The following is a 16,645-nucleotide window of genomic DNA, read 5'->3' as shown; positions in this document are numbered from 1 at the left end:
TACCATAGAGAGATATAACTTCTATGTAAAAAAGTGATTTGCCATGCGAGTGCCCCATATTTATCAATCATCACCGATTGCTCTCAACACCCCTTTAAATCTTGACGATGACGCTGCAGGCCATGTAGGTCGTGTGCTACGTATGAAAGTGGGCGAACAGGTTTCTATTTTTAATGGTGAAGGGGGTGAATTTCTCAGTGAAATTATTGAAGTGAGCAAAAAAACCGTGGTTGTTATGCCCCTTGAATTTAATCCTCATGACGTTGAATCGCCATTAAAGATTCATTTAGGCCAGTGTGTATCCCGTGGTGATAAAATGGATTTTACCATTCAAAAGTCGGTTGAATTAGGGATCACTGAAATAACGCCTATTTTTAGTCAGCGCTGCGGCGTAAAACTCAGTGGCGACCGCCTAGAAAAAAAACACCAGCAATGGCAAAAAATAGCCATTGCTGCTGCAGAGCAATCTGGGCGCAACTTTGTACCAATCATTAATCCTCCCGTAGATTTAAAACACTGGCTTGAACAGCAAACCGATGCAATTAAATTAACCTTACACCCGCGCGCCGAGCACAGCATTAAAACCATTACTGTTCCTGATGGTGGCGTGCGATTTTTAGTGGGCCCTGAAGGGGGATTTACCGATGATGAAATGGCGCAAACTAAACAACAAGAATTTGTAGATATTCGCTTAGGTCCGCGAGTACTTCGCACAGAAACAGCAGCGTTAACCGTTTTAAGTGCACTGCAATTACAATTTGGCGATTTAGCTAATTGAAATAACTAAAAGCACCCACATATCAAGATTACAGTTGTAAAAAACACATAAATTAAGGCACAGCGCATGGCAATTAAGTTAGGTATTATTTCAGATCCTATTAGTGGATTTAATATTAAAAAAGACACCGGTTTTGCAATGATGATGCAAGCACAAACTCGTGGCTACGAAATTTACTACATGGAAATGGATGATTTATCGCTGCGTCAAGGCAATGCCTACGCCACTGCAGCCAAAGCTCAAGTTTTTGATAACGAACAAAAGTGGTACCAACTTGAAGAAAAAGAAACCATAGCGCTGGCTGATTTAGACGTTATTTTAATGCGTAAAGATCCGCCTTTTGATACTGAATATATTTACGCAACGTATATTTTAGAGCGTGCAGAACAAGCAGGCACATTAGTGATTAATAAACCACAAAGCTTGCGCGACGCCAATGAAAAACTCTTTACAGCTTGGTTTAGTGAACACACGCCAGATACATTAGTAACACGCAGCCAAAAACAAATCCGTGAGTTTTTAGCCCAGCATAAAGATATTATTTTAAAACCGCTTGATGGCATGGGTGGCGCCTCTATTTTTAGAGTAAAAGCCGATGATGCTAATATAGGCGTAATATGCGAAACCTTAACCGAGCATGGTAGCCGCTTTGCCATGGCGCAAAATTATATCCCAGAGATCACTCAAGGCGATAAGCGCGTATTGGTTGTTGATGGTGAAGTGATTCCTTATTGCTTAGCGCGTATTCCACAAAATGGCGAAACACGCGGTAATTTAGCCGCAGGCGGTCGTGGTGAAGCACGCCCAATTAGCGAATCAGATCTTAAGATTGCAAAGGCGGTCGCCCCTACTTTGAAAGAAAAAGGCTTAATATTTGTAGGTTTAGATATTATTGGTGATAAGTTAACTGAGATTAACGTAACAGCCCCAACCTGCGTAAAAGAAATTGAAGCCGCTTACGATATTTCAATTACCGGCATTTTATTTGACGCCATAGAGAAAAAGCTTAATAAATAAATTATCACTGAATCAGTTCAAAGATATAAAGCGATGACGCTTATCGTGTCATCGCTGAAAACTCGAATAAATTTTTAGTGTTAAAACATGGGACTATGCCATACTCAAGATTCAATAACTAAAAGGGTAAAACTTATGCAGTCATTAGAAAATCACTTTTTAATCGCAATGCCATCAATGCAAGACCCTTTTTTTAAACGTGCCGTCACTTATATTTGTGAACACAACGAAGAAGGCGCTATGGGATTGGTGATCAATCAGCCGATTGATGTCACCGTAGGTGAGTTACTCGACAAAATTGATATTGATAACGATAAATCTCAACATGCCGCGCAAGTGAGTGTGTTTGCTGGCGGGCCGGTAAAAACAGACCGTGGTTTTGTACTACATTCTCCTAAACCTGGGTACTCGGCAAGCCAAAAGTTGAGCAGTGATATTATGATCACCACCTCAAAAGATGTGTTAGCCACGTTAACCACTGCCCAAGCACCCGAGCAATTTATTATTACTTTAGGCTACTCCGGTTGGGAACAAGGCCAATTAGAGCAAGAGCTACTTGATAATAGCTGGCTGATCATTAAAGCCGATCCTAAAATAATTTTTGATACTCCAGTAGAAAAACGCTGGGAAATGGCAGTCTCTATGCTTGGTTTTGATATTGGCCAATTAAGCCCCGAAGCTGGACATGCCTAATAACATAAAAGATAAACATGACTAAAAAAATAGTAAAGCCACAAGGTGAGCGCACCGTTATGGGATTTGACTTTGGTACCAAGAGTATTGGTATTGCTATTGGTCAAGAGCTCACTGGCAGTGCGACCAGCTTAAAGGCGGTGAAAGCCCAAGATGGCATCCCTAATTGGGATGACATTGCTGTGCAAGTAAAAGAATGGCAACCCGATTTAATGGTTGTCGGCTTACCGCTAAACATGGATGGCACCTCGCAAGAGGTTACCTTTAAAGCTAAAAAATTTGCTAATCGTTTACACAACCATTACGGCATTGCAGTTCATACTCAAGATGAGCGCTTAACGACTGCAGATGCAAAGGCACGGTTATTTGAACGTGGTGGCTATAAAAATTTAGGTAAAGGTAACGTAGATAATATGTCTGCAGTGATCATTCTAGAGAGTTTTTTTGAAGCCAGTTATGGTGAATAAAGAACTTAACCCACATAAAAAAAGCGCCTAAGGCGCTTTTTTTATGTGGGTTAAGACTAAGTCATATTGCCTTTGTCATCAAGGCCATCAATGGTCACACCTTGTAAGAAGCCTGCGCCTTGTTGCTCGTTATTACGTAGTTTAATCATCAAGCGTAAGTCATTTGGCGAATCCGCATGATGCAGCGCATCGGCATAATTAATACGTTGCTGTCTGTAAAGCTCAAACAGCGCTTGGTCAAAGGTTTGCATGCCCATCTCTGTTGATTTAGCCATGGTTTCTTTAATGCCACCAATATTACCGTTTTTAATTAGCTCACTGACCATTGGCGTATTAAGTAATACCTCAATGGCAGCAACACGCCCTTCCCCATCAGAGGTAGGAATAAGTTGCTGAGCAATGATAGCGCGTAAATTTAATGCTAAGTCATATTTAAGCTTATCGTGCTTTTCTTTTGGTACTAAGTGCATAATGCGGTCAATAGCTTGGTTAGCATTGTTAGCATGCAGGGTGGCAACACATAAATGACCCGTTTCTGCAAAGCTCAACGCATATTCCATGGTTTCTTGCGAACGAATTTCACCAATTAAAATAACATCAGGCGCTTGGCGCAAAGAGCTTTTAAGTGCCGATTCAAAGCTTTCAGTATCTAAACCCACTTCACGTTGAGTAATAATACTTTTTTGATGTTCATGCACAAATTCAATCGGATCTTCTATGGTTAAAATATGCCCACGTTGATTGCGATTTCTATAACCAATAAGTGCCGCCAAAGACGTTGATTTACCGGTTCCCGTACCACCTACAAATAACACAAGTCCGCGCTTTGACATAATCACATCGGTTAATGCAGAAGGTAATCCAAGCTCTTTAACGTCGGGAATCTTAGTGACGATTCGGCGAATAACCATGCCCGCTCTGTCGCGTTGCCAAAAAGCCGAAATACGAAAGCGCCCTTCGCTAGTTGCAATCGCAAAGTTACATTCTTTAGTGTTATGAAACTCTGCTTTTTGTTTTTCACTCATCGCTGATTCAACTAACTCTAGCGCTTGCTCATCTGTTAATTTATCGTCATTAAGAGGAGTTAGCTCGCCGTTAATTTTAGCGCTAATAGGAAGTTGGCTCGATACAAATAAATCAGAGCCTTTTTTGTCGATCATTATTTGTAAAAAGTGATTTAAAGATAAAGTCATAATAATTCCTTAAGCGCTAAACTGCGTCTTATCTTGCGCTTTTGTATACGCCGCTGAGTGAGTGATAATGCCACGGTTAACTAAGCTTGTTAAACATTGATCCATGGTTTGCATGCCTTGCGACGCACCGGTTTGAATTGATGAGTACATTTGTGCAATTTTATCTTCACGGATTAAGTTACGAATAGCAGGCGTTGCCAACATAATTTCGTGTGCAGCCACTCGCCCTCCCCCTACTTTTTTTATCAGTGTTTGCGAAATAACTGCACGTAATGACTCAGAGAGCATAGAGCGGATCATATCTTTTTCTTCGCCAGGGAATACATCAATAATACGGTCAATGGTTTTAGGTGCAGAGGTCGTATGCAAAGTACCAAACACCAAGTGACCGGTTTCCGCAGCGGTCATAGCAAGGCGAATAGTTTCTAAATCTCGTAACTCACCCACTAAAATAACATCAGGGTCTTCACGGAGTGCGCTGCGTAGTGCGTTAGAAAAGCTATGTGTATCACGATGAACTTCCCGCTGATTAATTAAGCTGAGTTTATTATCGTGAACAAATTCGATAGGATCTTCAATAGTCAGCACATGATGATGCTTAGTTTGGTTAATGTAATCGACCATCGCCGCAAGCGTGGTCGACTTACCTGAACCTGTAGGGCCCGTGACTAACACTAGGCCTCGTGGGTTATCTGAAATTTGTTTAAATATTTCAGGTGCGCCTAAATCTTCAAGAGTGAGTACGTCACTCGGGATAGTACGAAACACAGCAGCAGGGCCACGATTAGAGTTAAAGGCATTTACACGAAAACGTGCTAAATTAGGGACTTCAAAAGAAAAATCCACTTCGAGATTTTGTTCATAGTCCTTACGCTGGTTATCGTTCATAATGTCATAAACCAGACTGCTGACTTCTTTATCTCCAAGTGCTGGTATATTAATACGTCGCACATCGCCATCAACACGTATCATAGGTGATACCCCTGATGATAAGTGCAAATCTGATGCTTTATGTTGCACACTAAATGCCAATAATTCGGTGATATCCATTTATGACTCCACAACTAACTGATAAATATATGGTTACAATAGCAGAACGACTCACATCCGCCTACGCTAGAATTGCAGAGGCAGCGCACAAAGCACAACGTAATAGTAACGATATTACGTTACTTGCAGTATCTAAAACCAAACCCGCTACTGATATTATGGCAGCTTATGAGCAAGGGCAACGTCAATTTGGTGAATCTTATGTTCAAGAGGCTGTAGATAAAATAGCGCAACTAGACACATTTAGCGATATTGTTTGGCATTTCATTGGCCCTATTCAGTCAAATAAAAGTGCTTTAGTCGCTGCCAATTTTGCTTGGGTGCAAAGTGTAGACAGACTTAAAATAGCCAAGCGATTAAACAGTCAACGCCCTGAGACAATGCCGCCACTGAATGTACTTATTCAAGTGAATATTAGCGAAGAAGAAGCAAAGTCTGGTTGTCACCTCAATGAAATCAATGAGCTGGCGCAATATATAGATCAATGTGCCCATTTACAGTTGCGCGGACTGATGGCTATTCCCGCTAAAAGTGACGATGCAAACACGCAAATTCAATATTTTGAGCAATTACAAACTTGCTTTGATAAACTACAGACCCAATATCCTCATATAGATACGTTGTCGATGGGGATGAGTAACGATGTAGAGGCTGCCATAGCGGCAGGTTCAACCATGGTGAGGATCGGCACAGATATTTTTGGAACACGAACTTAAAAGGTGATAACAGACATATGTCAGATAAAAAAATCGCATTTATAGGCACAGGTAATATGAGCTACGCCATCATTGGTGGCATGGTAAAAAACGGCTTTAACGCAAATAATATTATTGCGACTAACCGCAACCAAGAAAAACTAGCTAAGGTAGCTGCCGACTTTAAGGTGCAAACCACCAGTGACAATAACGAAGCTATGCGCGATGCCGATGTCATTGTTTTGTCTGTTAAACCACAAATGATGGGCGATTTATGCCAATCATTTCAAGATTCAGGTGTCGACTTTAGCGATAAATTATTTATCTCAGTCGCGGCAGGCTTAACCGTTAAGCGCTTACGTGAAATGCTTGGTCAAGATGTAAAAATGGTACGTTGTATGCCAAATACGCCATCATTACTTGGTCGTGGTGTATCTGGCTTATATGGTGCAGGCGAAACCCAAAGCGAGCATGAGTTTGTACAGCAAGTATTTGAATGTACAGGCATTGTTGTATGGGTTGAAAAAGAGTCGCAAATAAACGACGTGATTGCTGTTACCGGCTCTTCACCGGCTTACTTTTTCTTATTTATGGAAGCCATTGAAGAAAAAGCCAAAGCGCTTGGGTTTAGTGATGAAGACGCACGCCGCTTAGTGCAGCAGACCGCCCTTGGCGCAGCTGAAATGGCACTTAGCCAAACTGATATTAGCATTTCACAATTACGTTCAAATGTGACATCAAAAGGCGGTACCACGCATGCAGCCGTTGAGCATTTAAAAGCACAAGGTTTAACTAAAACCGTAGGCGATGCAATGGATGCGTGTATTGCGCGTGCAGTGCAAATGGAACAAGAACTTTAAAACCATTTTTTATTGAAGGTTATACTATGAATGCCATGCAATTTTTAATTAGCACCTTGTTTGATCTATTTTTAATGGTGGTACTACTGCGTTTTTGGCTACAGTGGGCAAAAGCCGACTTTTACAACCCAATGAGCCAATTTGTGGTCAAAGCCACTTCGTTTGCAGTTAACCCGCTGCGAAAAATCATTCCAGGGCTAGGCGGGCTTGATTTAGCCTCTTTGTTGCTGGCATTTATAGTGGCTGCGGCAAAAATAAGTACCCTAATGTGGCTTATTTATAGCTCTTGGGCTATTCAGCCTGTGCTTATACAGGCGCTAATAACTGTTTTAAAAGAAGGTTTAAATTTAGTCTTTTGGGTGTTAATCATCCGCGCTATTTTAAGCTGGGTAAGCCAAGGCTATAACCCAATTGAAGCGGTATTCCATCAGCTTACTGAGCCAATGTTAAAGCCCATCCGTAAAATTTTACCGCCATTAGGGGGATTAGATTTATCGGTACTGGTACTAATCATCGGCATTCAGTTTTTACAAATGCTGCTAATGGACCTTTTAGCTTAAGCATAACGTAATATAAAAGAGGCCTAGTGCCTCTTTTTTACATACTCAGGAGTTAACTATGCAACGTTTAATAAAGTTTTGTTTTATTGCTTGTCTCGTTTTAGCATTTAATGCGCACAGCGCACAAGAACAAGGCGCTCAATATAAAGAACTAGGCCCTTGGCAAGTTCATTATATAGCCTTTCCATCAACGTTTATTCAGCCACAAATAGCCAAAACATATGACTTGGAACGCAGTGGCTACAAAGGTATTGTTAATATTTCCATCTTAAAAAATGATACTGATAAAACAGCGCAAAAAGCGACATTACAAGGCACCGCTAGAAATTTATTAGGCAATAAACAAAGCCTCAACTTTAAAGAAGTCGTTGAAGGCGATTCTGTTTATTACCTAGCACAAGTAGATTACACCAACGAAGAAATTTTACGTTTTGAAATTGAAATCCAACAAGGTAACCAGTTCCAAACATTAAAGTTTCAGCAAAAATTTTACGTAGATTAAATATGACCAACACCTTAGTACTTGCAACCGGCAATCCCGGCAAAGTAAATGAGCTGGCTAACATGCTCAGCTCGCTTAATATTAATGTAGTACCACAAAGCGACTTTAATGTCAGTGACGTGGCCGAAACAGGCACCACGTTTGTAGAAAACGCGATAATTAAGGCGCGTCATGCAGCTAAAATAACTGGATTACCGGCTATTGCTGATGATTCGGGATTAGAAGTTGATAGCTTAAATGGCGCACCCGGTGTTTACTCTGCTCGCTTTGCAGGTAAAGGCGCAAGTGATCAAGATAATATCGATAAATTACTGGCTGATTTAGGCGATAACCCTAACCGACGCGCTCGTTTTTGGTGTGTGTTAGTACTGATGCGTCACGCGGACGACCCTACCCCACTTATTTGCAGTGCTAGCTGGGAGGGCGAAATTACCCTTAGCCAACACGGTGAAGGTGGCTTTGGCTACGATCCTATCTTTTTTGTGCCATCAGAAAATTGTACCAGTGCAGAGCTGACAAAAGCGCAAAAAAATGCACTGAGTCATCGTGGGCAAGCACTTAAAATGTTACTGCAAGAGCTACAACACAAAGGCGGCCTGTGAACCTTCCTCCACTGAGTTTATATGTGCATGTGCCATGGTGCGTGCAAAAATGCCCTTACTGCGACTTTAACAGCCACGGACAAAAAGGTGACATCCCTGAAGCTGAGTATGTGCAGCATTTAATCGACGATTTAAAAGCTGATTTACACTTAGTACAAGGGCGTAAGATTCACAGTATTTTTATAGGTGGCGGCACACCAAGCCTATTAACCGGCGCGGCATACACCCGTTTACTCAAGGAAGTAGATAGCCTAATTGGCTTAAGCGATAACTGTGAAATAACCCTTGAAGCAAATCCCGGCACAGTAGAAACTGGCCGTTTCAAAGATTATGTAAAAGCAGGCATTAACCGTATCTCTATCGGCGTGCAAAGCATGCAGGACGATAAGTTAAAAGCCCTAGGTCGAATTCATGGTGCCGATGAAGCCAGTTATGCTGCACAGCAAGCCAGTGAAGCAGGGTTAAATAGCTTTAACCTTGACTTAATGCATGGCTTACCAGGGCAGTCTCTTGATGATGCACTGAGTGATTTAAAACAAATTATTGCGCTCAATCCACCGCATATTTCTTGGTATCAGCTCACCATTGAGCCCAATACGCAATTTGCTTCAAAACCGCCGACTTTGCCAAAAGATGAAACCTTATGGGATATTCAAGAGCAAGGCCAAGCATTATTAGCACAAGCTGGCTATCAGCAATATGAAATATCAGGGTATGCAAAACCTGGCTATCAATGCCAACATAACTTGAATTATTGGCGGTTTGGCGATTATCTTGGCATTGGCTGCGGCGCTCATGGTAAGGTTACTGATGCGAAAACGGGGGTGATAACACGCACTGAAAAGGTAAAACACCCTCGGGGCTATATGGATATTATTAAACCCTACTTGTACAAAAGCTGGCAAGTAGAGCAAGACGACTTAGCGTTTGAATTTTTTATGAATCGCTTTCGTTTAATAGAGCCATGCCCTATAAATGATTTTAATGCGCTGACGCAGCAACCACTGCAAAGCCAACAGCATGCACTAGATAAAGCCATTAATGCCGGTTTACTAACAAAAACAGACAGCCACTGGCACGTTACACTCCAAGGGCAACGTTTTTTAAATGATCTACTTGCGTTATTTGTTTAGTGACAATAATAGGTTTCTAACAACAAAAGGGAAACGAATGCGTAAACTTACTCTAATTGCTGCCACCATTAGTGTGGCACTGCTTGCAGGTTGCCAACAAGCAACACAACAATCAACGCCTGCACCTGCGGTTCAAGCTCAACCTGTTCAAAGTGAAATTGACAAAGCGAATGCTTTTTTTGAAGACACTTTTAATCGTGATGTAATGAGCAGCCCGGTTTATCAAACCTACATGGGCATCAAAAAAGATTACGATAAATGGGATGACAACAGCGAAGAAAAAGCCCTTAAAGACTTGGCACAAGCTAAAGCCGATTTGGTCACACTCAACAGCATTAATCGTGCGCAATTAGATACAGCAACCCAAGTAAGTTATGATTTAAAAAAACAAGATTTAGAAGCCAGCATTGCTGATTTCAAATGGCGTTACCATAACTACCCTGTAAACCAAATGTTTGGTACGCACTCTATGGTGCCAGCTTTTTTAATCAACCAGCATCAAATTAGCAACGTAAAAGAAGCTAACGATTACATTGCTCGTTTAAATGGGGTACCGGGTGTATTTGATCAGCTTATTACTGGCTTAGAAATTCGCGCCGATAAAAACATCATCGCGCCTAAATTTGTATTTCCACACGTCATTGATTCAAGCAAAAACATCATTAAAGGTGCGCCGTTTGAACAAGGTGAAGATTCTACGCTTTTAGCTGACTTTAAACGCAAAGTTAATGCCTTAGAAATAGACCAAGCTGAAAAAGATGCACTTATTAGTAAAGCGACTGAAGCATTAAAAACAGCGGTTAAACCTGCTTACTCTAAGTTAATTAACTACATTGCACAGTTAGAAAAACGTGCTGATGACCGTGACGGTGCTTGGAAATTCCCTGATGGCGAAGCGTTTTACAATAACGCACTGAAACGCACCACCACGACAGACCTTACAGCAAAAGAGATTCATGCCATTGGCCTTGCTGAAGTATCACGTATTCATGATGAAATGCGTGCCATTAAAGATAAAGTCGGTTTTGAGGGCGACTTAAACGCCTTTATGCAGTTTATGAAAACCGACAAGCAATTTTATTTAGCTAACACTGAAGCTGGTAAAGCACAGTACCTAAGTGAAGCTAAAGGCTTAATTGATAACATGAAAACACGCTTAGATGAGCTGTTTATTGTAAAACCAAAAGCCGACATGATTGTAAAACGTGTTGAAGCATTCCGTGAAAAAGCGGCAGGTAAAGCGTTTTATCAACAACCTGCGCCAGATGGTTCTCGCCCAGGTATTTACTACGCCAACCTATACGACATGGAAGCAATGCCTACTTACCAAATGGAAGCCTTGGCTTATCATGAGGGGATTCCGGGTCACCATATGCAAATTGCCATTTCACAAGAACTTGAAGGTGTACCTAAGTTCCGTAAATTTGGTGGTTACACAGCCTACATTGAAGGCTGGGGGTTATACTCAGAATTACTACCAAAAGAAATGGGCCTTTACGAAGACCCGTATTCAGATTTTGGTCGCTTAGCCATGGAATTATGGCGTGCATGTCGTTTAGTGGTTGATACCGGTATTCACGCAATGAAGTGGACGCGTCAAGAAGGTATTGATTACTACGTTAACAACACCCCTAACGCCACTTCTGACGGTGTGAAAATGGTTGAGCGTCACATTGTAATGCCATCTCAAGCAACGGCTTACAAAGTAGGTATGCTGAAGATTTTAGAACTACGTGAAGATGCTAAAATGCAACTTGGCGATAAGTTTGATATCCGCCAGTTCCACGATGTAGTGCTTAAAAATGGCCCTGTACCATTAAACGTACTAGAAAACTTCGTTAATGAGTGGATTGCCAGCAAACAAGCTTAATTTTTAAGTATTTACTTAAAGGTATAAAAGGTCGCAATTGCGGCCTTTTGTTTTATAAAGCAAAAAATTAAGCTAGGATAAAGTTGGAACTCAAGGAGAACAGAATGGATCTAAGCATACAGCTACTCAATGCGCGTATTAAACAACAGCAGTTTGATGAGCTAGATAACGATTTTAAAAAGCTCACTGAGGCACAGCAAGTAATACAGCTTAATTACCTGTTTGAAAGTGCGCTACGCATGAGTATTAAATACGATTTTATGCAAAACCTCGCCGTGCGTATTTTAACCACTAATACGCCACCAGCGCCGTTTATTGAAAAACTAACCAGTTTAGACGCGCTGAGCTTTTTTACGCCTGCACTTAAATTAAATAAGGGATTTATTAGTACAGACGACTCTGGCAATAACGCCCTGCATAATGTATTTAAGCAAGCAATGCCCACACAACTGCCTTTTAACTATGTTCGCTCGTTAATGTTATTTGAATCTAACGAAGAGTTACTACATGCATTAGCACATACAAATAAGCAAGGGCTCACTCCGGTTGCCAGTTACATCGCCTATGCACATAAGCCAAACATTCCGGTAAAACATGAATTTTCGGCCTTGCTCGCATTAATGGAAATAGAGCAAAAACAAAATCCTGCAGCAAAATTACAAATACTTGAGGCATTAAAAAATAATCCCCCAAGCGAGATAACCTTGCTACTGAGCGCCGCTTATTTACAGCGCTCTACTGAACAAGTGGCGGCTCTAATCTGATAAGTAATATTCTACGCTGGTAACAACACGTACGTTTTTAATTTGCGGCGTGTTTGAATCCCGATCGCTAATGCTAAACTGCCCTTGGCGAGCGGTTTTAATTTTACCTAAGCGTGAATTTGAATCTTTAGCAAACTTATCTGCCACTTCTCGGGCTTTTTCTGTGGCTTCTTGCACCATGGCTGGTTTTATATCGTTAAGCCCAGTAAAAATATACTCAATACGGGTTTGATAGTTGTCTTGCACAATAGCTATATTTTGTTTAGCTAGCTGACTCACTTTGCTCAGTGCGTTTTTAACTTTATCAGGAGCATTGGAGTAAACAATAATATTTGAGCTAATAACATACCTAAACTTTTGATTATCATTCGCGTATTCACGGGCTTGCTTATCTATAATAGATTGAGTGCCTGTCGATATTTCTTGATCATCAAAGCCGTGTAACTTTAAAAAGGCAATCACCGCAACGTTTTTTTGCTCAACTCGCTCAACAAGCTTTTCAAGATTGTTGTCGGCATCGTTAAACTGCAAAGGCCAAATAACGGTATCAGCCACAACTTCACGTTCAGCTAATCCTTTTACCTGCACCGTGCGCTCCATCCCTTTAATATCAAGCGCAGCCCCTTTTATAATAAAACCCAATGCAATTAGGCCAATGCTTAAACACGCTGCTGCCATAACAACGGTTACATTCGATATTTTATTCACCTTAGTCTCCTTGACCGATATCAATAATAAGCACGTTCACGCTCGAAAAAACACTATAAACAGGTTACATTGAGAAGGTATAGATAGCAAAACTTAATCAGCCAAGGAAACGCAATGAGTCTAAAACGTATTAGCCAGTTTTTTAATCCAAGCTCAGTCGCTGTTATTGGGGCATCAAACACCCCTACTCGGGCTGGTAATGTGGTAATGCGTAATTTATTACAAGGCGGGTTTAAAGGGCCCATCATGCCTGTTACACCCAATCATACTGCAGTGCATGGCGTATTGGCTTACTCAAGTATTGAAGCCCTCCCCAAAGTACCTGATTTAGCCGTTATCTGTACCAATAAAAACACCTTAATGAAAATTATTGAGCAGCTAGGTACGCTGGGGTGCCAAAGCGCTATTATTATTGCTGATGGCCTAACAGGTACCCAAAAACAAGAACTTAAAGATAACGCTGCAAAGCATAAAGTGACGCTGCTTGGCTCAAATTGCTTAGGGTTACTAATTCCGCATATAGGTTTAAACGCGAGTTTTTCGCACACTGTTGCCACGCCAGGTAAACTGGCTTTTGTGTCGCAATCAGCGGCTGTTTGTTCAACGATTCTTGATTGGGCTAAAAATAAAGAAATTGGCTTTTCATACTTTGTATCTATGGGAGATTGTTTAGATATTGAGTTTGACGAAATACTCGACTTTTTAGGCCGCGACGCTAAAACCAAAGCTATCCTACTTTACATAGATAACATTAATGATATTCGCAGCTTTATTTCTGCCGCGCGTGCGGCGGCATTTTCTAAGCCCGTGATCGCTATTAAAACAGGCAGAACCAGTGCAGGCGCTCTTGCCGCTGAAATACACACCGGCGGAAAACAAAGCTCAGATGCAGTATATGATGCCATGTTTCAACGTGCAGGGATGTTGAGAGTAAATGATTTACGCGAACTCTTTGCCGCCACTCAAACCTTGGCAATGCACCCCAAATTACTGCAAGTAGAGCAGCTAACTATATTAACTAATGGCGGCGGCCCTGGAGTGATGGCCGTTGATGAACTTATTCAAAGCTCAGGTAAACTTGCTCAGCTTAGTGATGAAACGCGCGAAGCACTCAATAAAGTGATCCCACATTCAGACACAACATCAAACCCTGTCGATATATTTGGCGATTCTGCGCCAGTGCGTTACAAACACGCATTAGAAATACTGCTTAATGCTAAAGAAGTTAAAAACTTACTGATCATTCATACTCCATCGGCATTGGCCCCGAGTGAAAATTACGCTCAGGTTATTGTTGAGGCACTGAACAAATTACCAAAAATGGCACGCCCGTATGTGATCACTAATTTCATGGGAGAAGATGCCGCCTTCGCAGCCAGACGCATCTGCGCAAATAACGCCATTCCGACCTATCGTACCCCAGAAGGCGCAGTAGGTGCCTTTATGCATTTAGTAAGCTATCGTCGTAACCAAAAACATTTAACCCAAACGCCAGAATCAAACACCGATGATGCGACTATTAATAAAGTAGCAGCGAAAGCAGCTATTAAAGAGTTTTTAAATGATGAGCAACATTACTTATCAACCCATCAAGCGAGTCAAATTTTAAGTAGCTACGGTATAGACTGTATCCAAACTGAAGTAGCCTACACCCCTACCGAGGCAAAAGAGCAAGCAATAGAGCTAGGTTTTCCGGTCGCATTAAAATTGATGAGCCCCAGTATTCCCTCTAAGTCTGAAGTCGGTGGCGTAGTACTCAACCTCAATGATGCACAAGAGGTCGAGCAAACGGCATTTGCCATGCTGTTAAGAATAAAAAACACCTACCCTGATGCTATTATTGATGGCTTTTCATTACAAAAAATGGCACCGAGAGCAGGCGCCAATGAGCTGCGCATAGCCATTAAAACAGAGCCTAATTTTGGGCCAGTTATTTTATTAGGTGAAGCTGGCACAGGGCTTGAGTACGCTCAAGCGGCGGTGGCCTTGCCACCACTGAATATGAACCTAGCTAAATATTTAATTGCCGCCGCCCATGATAAGGGAGTTCTTAAAGATCGCATTCTGCCAGAAAAAGTAGATAAATATCGTTTATGTGCGCTACTGACCCGAATTTCTCAACTCGTTGTCGATCAACCCGATATCACCTCATTAGAGCTAAATCCTATTTTAGCCAGTAATGGGCAGTTTTTAGTCCTTGATGCCACCATGAACTTAAATCAGTATCAGGTTCAGGCGCACCGAAAACGTTTATCAATCCGCCCTTATCCTATTGAGTTGGTTGAAACCGTGACCCTAAAAAATAAGACCTTAGCAACGCTCAGACCAATCAAACCAGAAGATGAGCAGGCACATCAAGAGTTTGACCGCTCCTTAAGCAAAGAAGATAGGTACAAGCGCTTTTTTGGTGAATTGCCACAATTTAACCATGATCAACTCGCTAAAATGACGCAAATTGATTACGACCGCGAAATGGCGTTTATTGTTACCCAAACACAAGACGAGCAACAACACACATTAGGGGTTTCGCGAGTGATTATGGATCCCGACAACTTACAAGCAGAGTTTGCCATTGTGGTACGTTCTGATTGCCAAGGACTTGGGTTAGGGCGTATTTTAATGAACGCGGCTATTTCTCACTGCAGACGCCAAGGCGTGAAAACGGTTGAAGGTATCACCCTGCCAGAAAATACCGGCATGATTGAGTTGGCTCGTAAACTCGGGTTTAAAATAAGTCGTGATTTTGAAGAAGGCAGTATCAATATGCTGCTCACATTGTAATAGGTACTATGCGTAAACTAAGACAAACCATAAACCAAGTATTTGAAGCGTCAGGTAAGTATCAGCGAGCGGGACACATTTTAGATGTCATACTGATCAGCATAATTATGATTAATGTGGTGGCGATTGTGCTTGAGTCGGTGCACAGCATCGCAACCGAGTACTATAGCGAGTTTTTAATCTTGGAGCTGGTATCAGTGGCTATATTTAGTGCTGAATACCTAATACGTGCTTGGACTTGTGTCGATCGCGTAAAGTACGCCTCCATGAATTGCTCAAACACACAAAAACGGATTCGATATATTTTATCACCTCTGGCAATTATCGATTTAATTGCCATTTTGCCTAGTTTATTAATGTTTTTCTTTGCTATCGATTTACGTTTTTTACGGGTACTGCGGTTGTTGCGGGTATTTAAGCTCACCCGTTACTCTCGAGCAATGCAATTGTTATTGCAGGCGTTTATTGATGAGTCGAGTTCATTACTGGCGGCATTTTTTATTATGTCTGTGGTACTTATTTTAGCCTCTTGCGGTATTTATTTATTAGAGCACGACATTCAACCAGACAAGTTCGGCTCTATTCCTGCAGCCATGTGGTGGGCAATGGCAACCCTAACTACGGTTGGTTATGGCGATGTTGTGCCTATAACGCCTATTGGTAAACTATTTGGTGGCGTAATCACTTTGGTGAGTATGGGGATGGTTGCCATACCAACCGGTTTATTAGCGTCGAGTTTCTCAGAGCAAATACGCAAACGTCGCCAGCTATTTGAAGATGCCACCCACGAGAAAATAACCGATGGTAAGCTCACTGATGAGCAGATGCATCACCTTGAGGAGTTACGCTACAAGCTAGGGCTAAGTAAGCTAGAGGCCAATAAAGCGATAAAAGCAGAGCTAAATAAACGCAGCTCACACTTATTTTGCCGTCACTGTGGTAAGCGTCCTTAATAAAATAATGTATTAAGCG

At 41.6% G+C, this 16,645-nt stretch carries 17 protein-coding genes; 14 read left to right on the top strand and 3 right to left on the bottom strand.

The window, feature by feature from the left end:
- Positions 1 to 43 precede the first annotated feature (43 nt).
- The 4 genes from rsmE to ruvX all read left to right on the top strand — a co-directional run bounded on the left by rsmE (position 44) and on the right by ruvX (position 2,955).
- Positions 44 to 778, top strand: a complete 735-nt coding sequence (gene rsmE, locus QL986_RS11865) for a 16S rRNA (uracil(1498)-N(3))-methyltransferase (protein ID WP_273001729.1) — start codon at positions 44 to 46, stop codon at positions 776 to 778.
- A 66-nt stretch (positions 779 to 844) separates the two neighbouring features.
- Positions 845 to 1,795 (top strand): glutathione synthase, encoded by a 951-nt coding sequence (gshB, locus tag QL986_RS11860; protein ID WP_024600818.1) that lies wholly within the window; start codon positions 845 to 847, stop codon positions 1,793 to 1,795.
- A gap of 135 nt (positions 1,796 to 1,930) precedes the next feature.
- The gene (locus QL986_RS11855; RefSeq protein WP_273001728.1) at positions 1,931 to 2,488 is read left to right on the top strand and encodes a YqgE/AlgH family protein; all 558 of its coding nucleotides are present in this window, start codon (positions 1,931 to 1,933) and stop codon (positions 2,486 to 2,488) included.
- 17 nt (positions 2,489 to 2,505) lie between these two features.
- The gene (ruvX, locus tag QL986_RS11850; RefSeq protein ID WP_033102541.1) at positions 2,506 to 2,955 is read left to right on the top strand and encodes a Holliday junction resolvase RuvX; all 450 of its coding nucleotides are present in this window, start codon (positions 2,506 to 2,508) and stop codon (positions 2,953 to 2,955) included.
- 56 nt (positions 2,956 to 3,011) lie between these two features.
- On the opposite strand, the gene QL986_RS11845 is transcribed toward ruvX, so the two are convergent.
- Positions 3,012 to 4,148, bottom strand: a complete 1,137-nt coding sequence (locus QL986_RS11845; protein WP_013465850.1) for a PilT/PilU family type 4a pilus ATPase — start codon at positions 4,146 to 4,148, stop codon at positions 3,012 to 3,014.
- 9 nt (positions 4,149 to 4,157) lie between these two features.
- The gene (locus tag QL986_RS11840) at positions 4,158 to 5,198 is read right to left on the bottom strand and encodes a type IV pilus twitching motility protein PilT (RefSeq protein ID WP_013465851.1); all 1,041 of its coding nucleotides are present in this window, start codon (positions 5,196 to 5,198) and stop codon (positions 4,158 to 4,160) included.
- 2 nt (positions 5,199 to 5,200) lie between these two features.
- On the opposite strand from QL986_RS11840, the gene QL986_RS11835 reads away from it, so the two are divergent.
- From QL986_RS11835 to QL986_RS11800, 8 genes are all read left to right on the top strand, one after another.
- Positions 5,201 to 5,914 carry a YggS family pyridoxal phosphate-dependent enzyme gene (locus QL986_RS11835; protein ID WP_128583160.1) on the top strand — a complete coding sequence of 238 codons (714 nt, stop codon included), beginning with the start codon at positions 5,201 to 5,203 and terminating at the stop codon, positions 5,912 to 5,914.
- Positions 5,915 to 5,931: 17 nt separating this feature from the next.
- A complete protein-coding gene (gene proC, locus QL986_RS11830) occupies positions 5,932 to 6,753 on the top strand; it encodes a pyrroline-5-carboxylate reductase (RefSeq protein WP_024600822.1) in 822 nt (273 codons plus the stop codon).
- 26 nt (positions 6,754 to 6,779) lie between these two features.
- Positions 6,780 to 7,313: a YggT family protein gene (locus tag QL986_RS11825; protein WP_008113334.1), complete on the top strand. Its 534-nt coding sequence runs from the start codon at positions 6,780 to 6,782 to the stop codon at positions 7,311 to 7,313.
- 58 nt (positions 7,314 to 7,371) lie between these two features.
- Complete coding sequence (locus QL986_RS11820) at positions 7,372 to 7,815, top strand: DUF4426 domain-containing protein (RefSeq protein ID WP_128583159.1); 444 nt, start codon at positions 7,372 to 7,374, stop codon at positions 7,813 to 7,815.
- Positions 7,816 to 7,817: 2 nt separating this feature from the next.
- Positions 7,818 to 8,417, top strand: a complete 600-nt coding sequence (locus tag QL986_RS11815; RefSeq protein ID WP_069439858.1) for an XTP/dITP diphosphatase — start codon at positions 7,818 to 7,820, stop codon at positions 8,415 to 8,417.
- Positions 8,414 to 9,550 carry a radical SAM family heme chaperone HemW gene (hemW, locus tag QL986_RS11810; RefSeq protein ID WP_128583158.1) on the top strand — a complete coding sequence of 379 codons (1,137 nt, stop codon included), beginning with the start codon at positions 8,414 to 8,416 and terminating at the stop codon, positions 9,548 to 9,550. The genes QL986_RS11815 and hemW overlap by 4 nt, the downstream gene beginning before the upstream one ends.
- A gap of 37 nt (positions 9,551 to 9,587) precedes the next feature.
- Positions 9,588 to 11,420 (top strand): DUF885 domain-containing protein, encoded by a 1,833-nt coding sequence (locus tag QL986_RS11805; protein WP_033102538.1) that lies wholly within the window; start codon positions 9,588 to 9,590, stop codon positions 11,418 to 11,420.
- A 104-nt stretch (positions 11,421 to 11,524) separates the two neighbouring features.
- Positions 11,525 to 12,184 carry a hypothetical protein gene (locus tag QL986_RS11800; RefSeq protein WP_128583157.1) on the top strand — a complete coding sequence of 220 codons (660 nt, stop codon included), beginning with the start codon at positions 11,525 to 11,527 and terminating at the stop codon, positions 12,182 to 12,184.
- Here QL986_RS11800 and QL986_RS11795 read toward each other — a convergent pair.
- The gene (locus tag QL986_RS11795; RefSeq protein ID WP_273001735.1) at positions 12,176 to 12,892 is read right to left on the bottom strand and encodes an SIMPL domain-containing protein; all 717 of its coding nucleotides are present in this window, start codon (positions 12,890 to 12,892) and stop codon (positions 12,176 to 12,178) included. The two genes, QL986_RS11800 and QL986_RS11795, sit on opposite strands and share 9 nt — an antisense overlap.
- A gap of 114 nt (positions 12,893 to 13,006) precedes the next feature.
- Between QL986_RS11795 and QL986_RS11790 the strand changes: the two genes are divergently transcribed.
- Both QL986_RS11790 and QL986_RS11785 read left to right on the top strand, forming a co-directional pair.
- A complete protein-coding gene (locus tag QL986_RS11790) occupies positions 13,007 to 15,673 on the top strand; it encodes a bifunctional acetate--CoA ligase family protein/GNAT family N-acetyltransferase (protein WP_024600829.1) in 2,667 nt (888 codons plus the stop codon).
- Between the two features lie 8 nt (positions 15,674 to 15,681).
- A complete protein-coding gene (locus tag QL986_RS11785) occupies positions 15,682 to 16,626 on the top strand; it encodes an ion transporter (RefSeq protein ID WP_024600830.1) in 945 nt (314 codons plus the stop codon).
- The last annotated feature ends 19 nt before the right edge of the window (positions 16,627 to 16,645 follow it).

Source organism: Pseudoalteromonas sp. APC 3250 (assembly GCF_030407915.1).
Classification (GTDB): Bacteria; Pseudomonadota; Gammaproteobacteria; order Enterobacterales; family Alteromonadaceae; genus Pseudoalteromonas; species Pseudoalteromonas tetraodonis.
Note: the sequence above shows the minus strand (reverse complement) of the source record. Positions and strands in the feature narration are given on the sequence as shown.

Coding starts and splice junctions, on each gene's coding strand:
- QL986_RS11820 (WP_128583159.1), top strand. CDS start 7,372: ATGCAACGTTTAATAAAGTTTTGTTTTATTGCTTGTCTCGTTTTAGCA.
- QL986_RS11845 (WP_013465850.1), bottom strand. CDS start 4,148: ATGACTTTATCTTTAAATCACTTTTTACAAATAATGATCGACAAAAAA.
- ruvX (WP_033102541.1), top strand. CDS start 2,506: ATGACTAAAAAAATAGTAAAGCCACAAGGTGAGCGCACCGTTATGGGA.
- rsmE (WP_273001729.1), top strand. CDS start 44: ATGCGAGTGCCCCATATTTATCAATCATCACCGATTGCTCTCAACACC.
- QL986_RS11790 (WP_024600829.1), top strand. CDS start 13,007: ATGAGTCTAAAACGTATTAGCCAGTTTTTTAATCCAAGCTCAGTCGCT.
- QL986_RS11835 (WP_128583160.1), top strand. CDS start 5,201: ATGACTCCACAACTAACTGATAAATATATGGTTACAATAGCAGAACGA.
- QL986_RS11785 (WP_024600830.1), top strand. CDS start 15,682: ATGCGTAAACTAAGACAAACCATAAACCAAGTATTTGAAGCGTCAGGT.
- QL986_RS11840 (WP_013465851.1), bottom strand. CDS start 5,198: ATGGATATCACCGAATTATTGGCATTTAGTGTGCAACATAAAGCATCA.
- QL986_RS11855 (WP_273001728.1), top strand. CDS start 1,931: ATGCAGTCATTAGAAAATCACTTTTTAATCGCAATGCCATCAATGCAA.
- gshB (WP_024600818.1), top strand. CDS start 845: ATGGCAATTAAGTTAGGTATTATTTCAGATCCTATTAGTGGATTTAAT.
- QL986_RS11825 (WP_008113334.1), top strand. CDS start 6,780: ATGAATGCCATGCAATTTTTAATTAGCACCTTGTTTGATCTATTTTTA.
- QL986_RS11805 (WP_033102538.1), top strand. CDS start 9,588: ATGCGTAAACTTACTCTAATTGCTGCCACCATTAGTGTGGCACTGCTT.
- QL986_RS11815 (WP_069439858.1), top strand. CDS start 7,818: ATGACCAACACCTTAGTACTTGCAACCGGCAATCCCGGCAAAGTAAAT.
- QL986_RS11800 (WP_128583157.1), top strand. CDS start 11,525: ATGGATCTAAGCATACAGCTACTCAATGCGCGTATTAAACAACAGCAG.
- proC (WP_024600822.1), top strand. CDS start 5,932: ATGTCAGATAAAAAAATCGCATTTATAGGCACAGGTAATATGAGCTAC.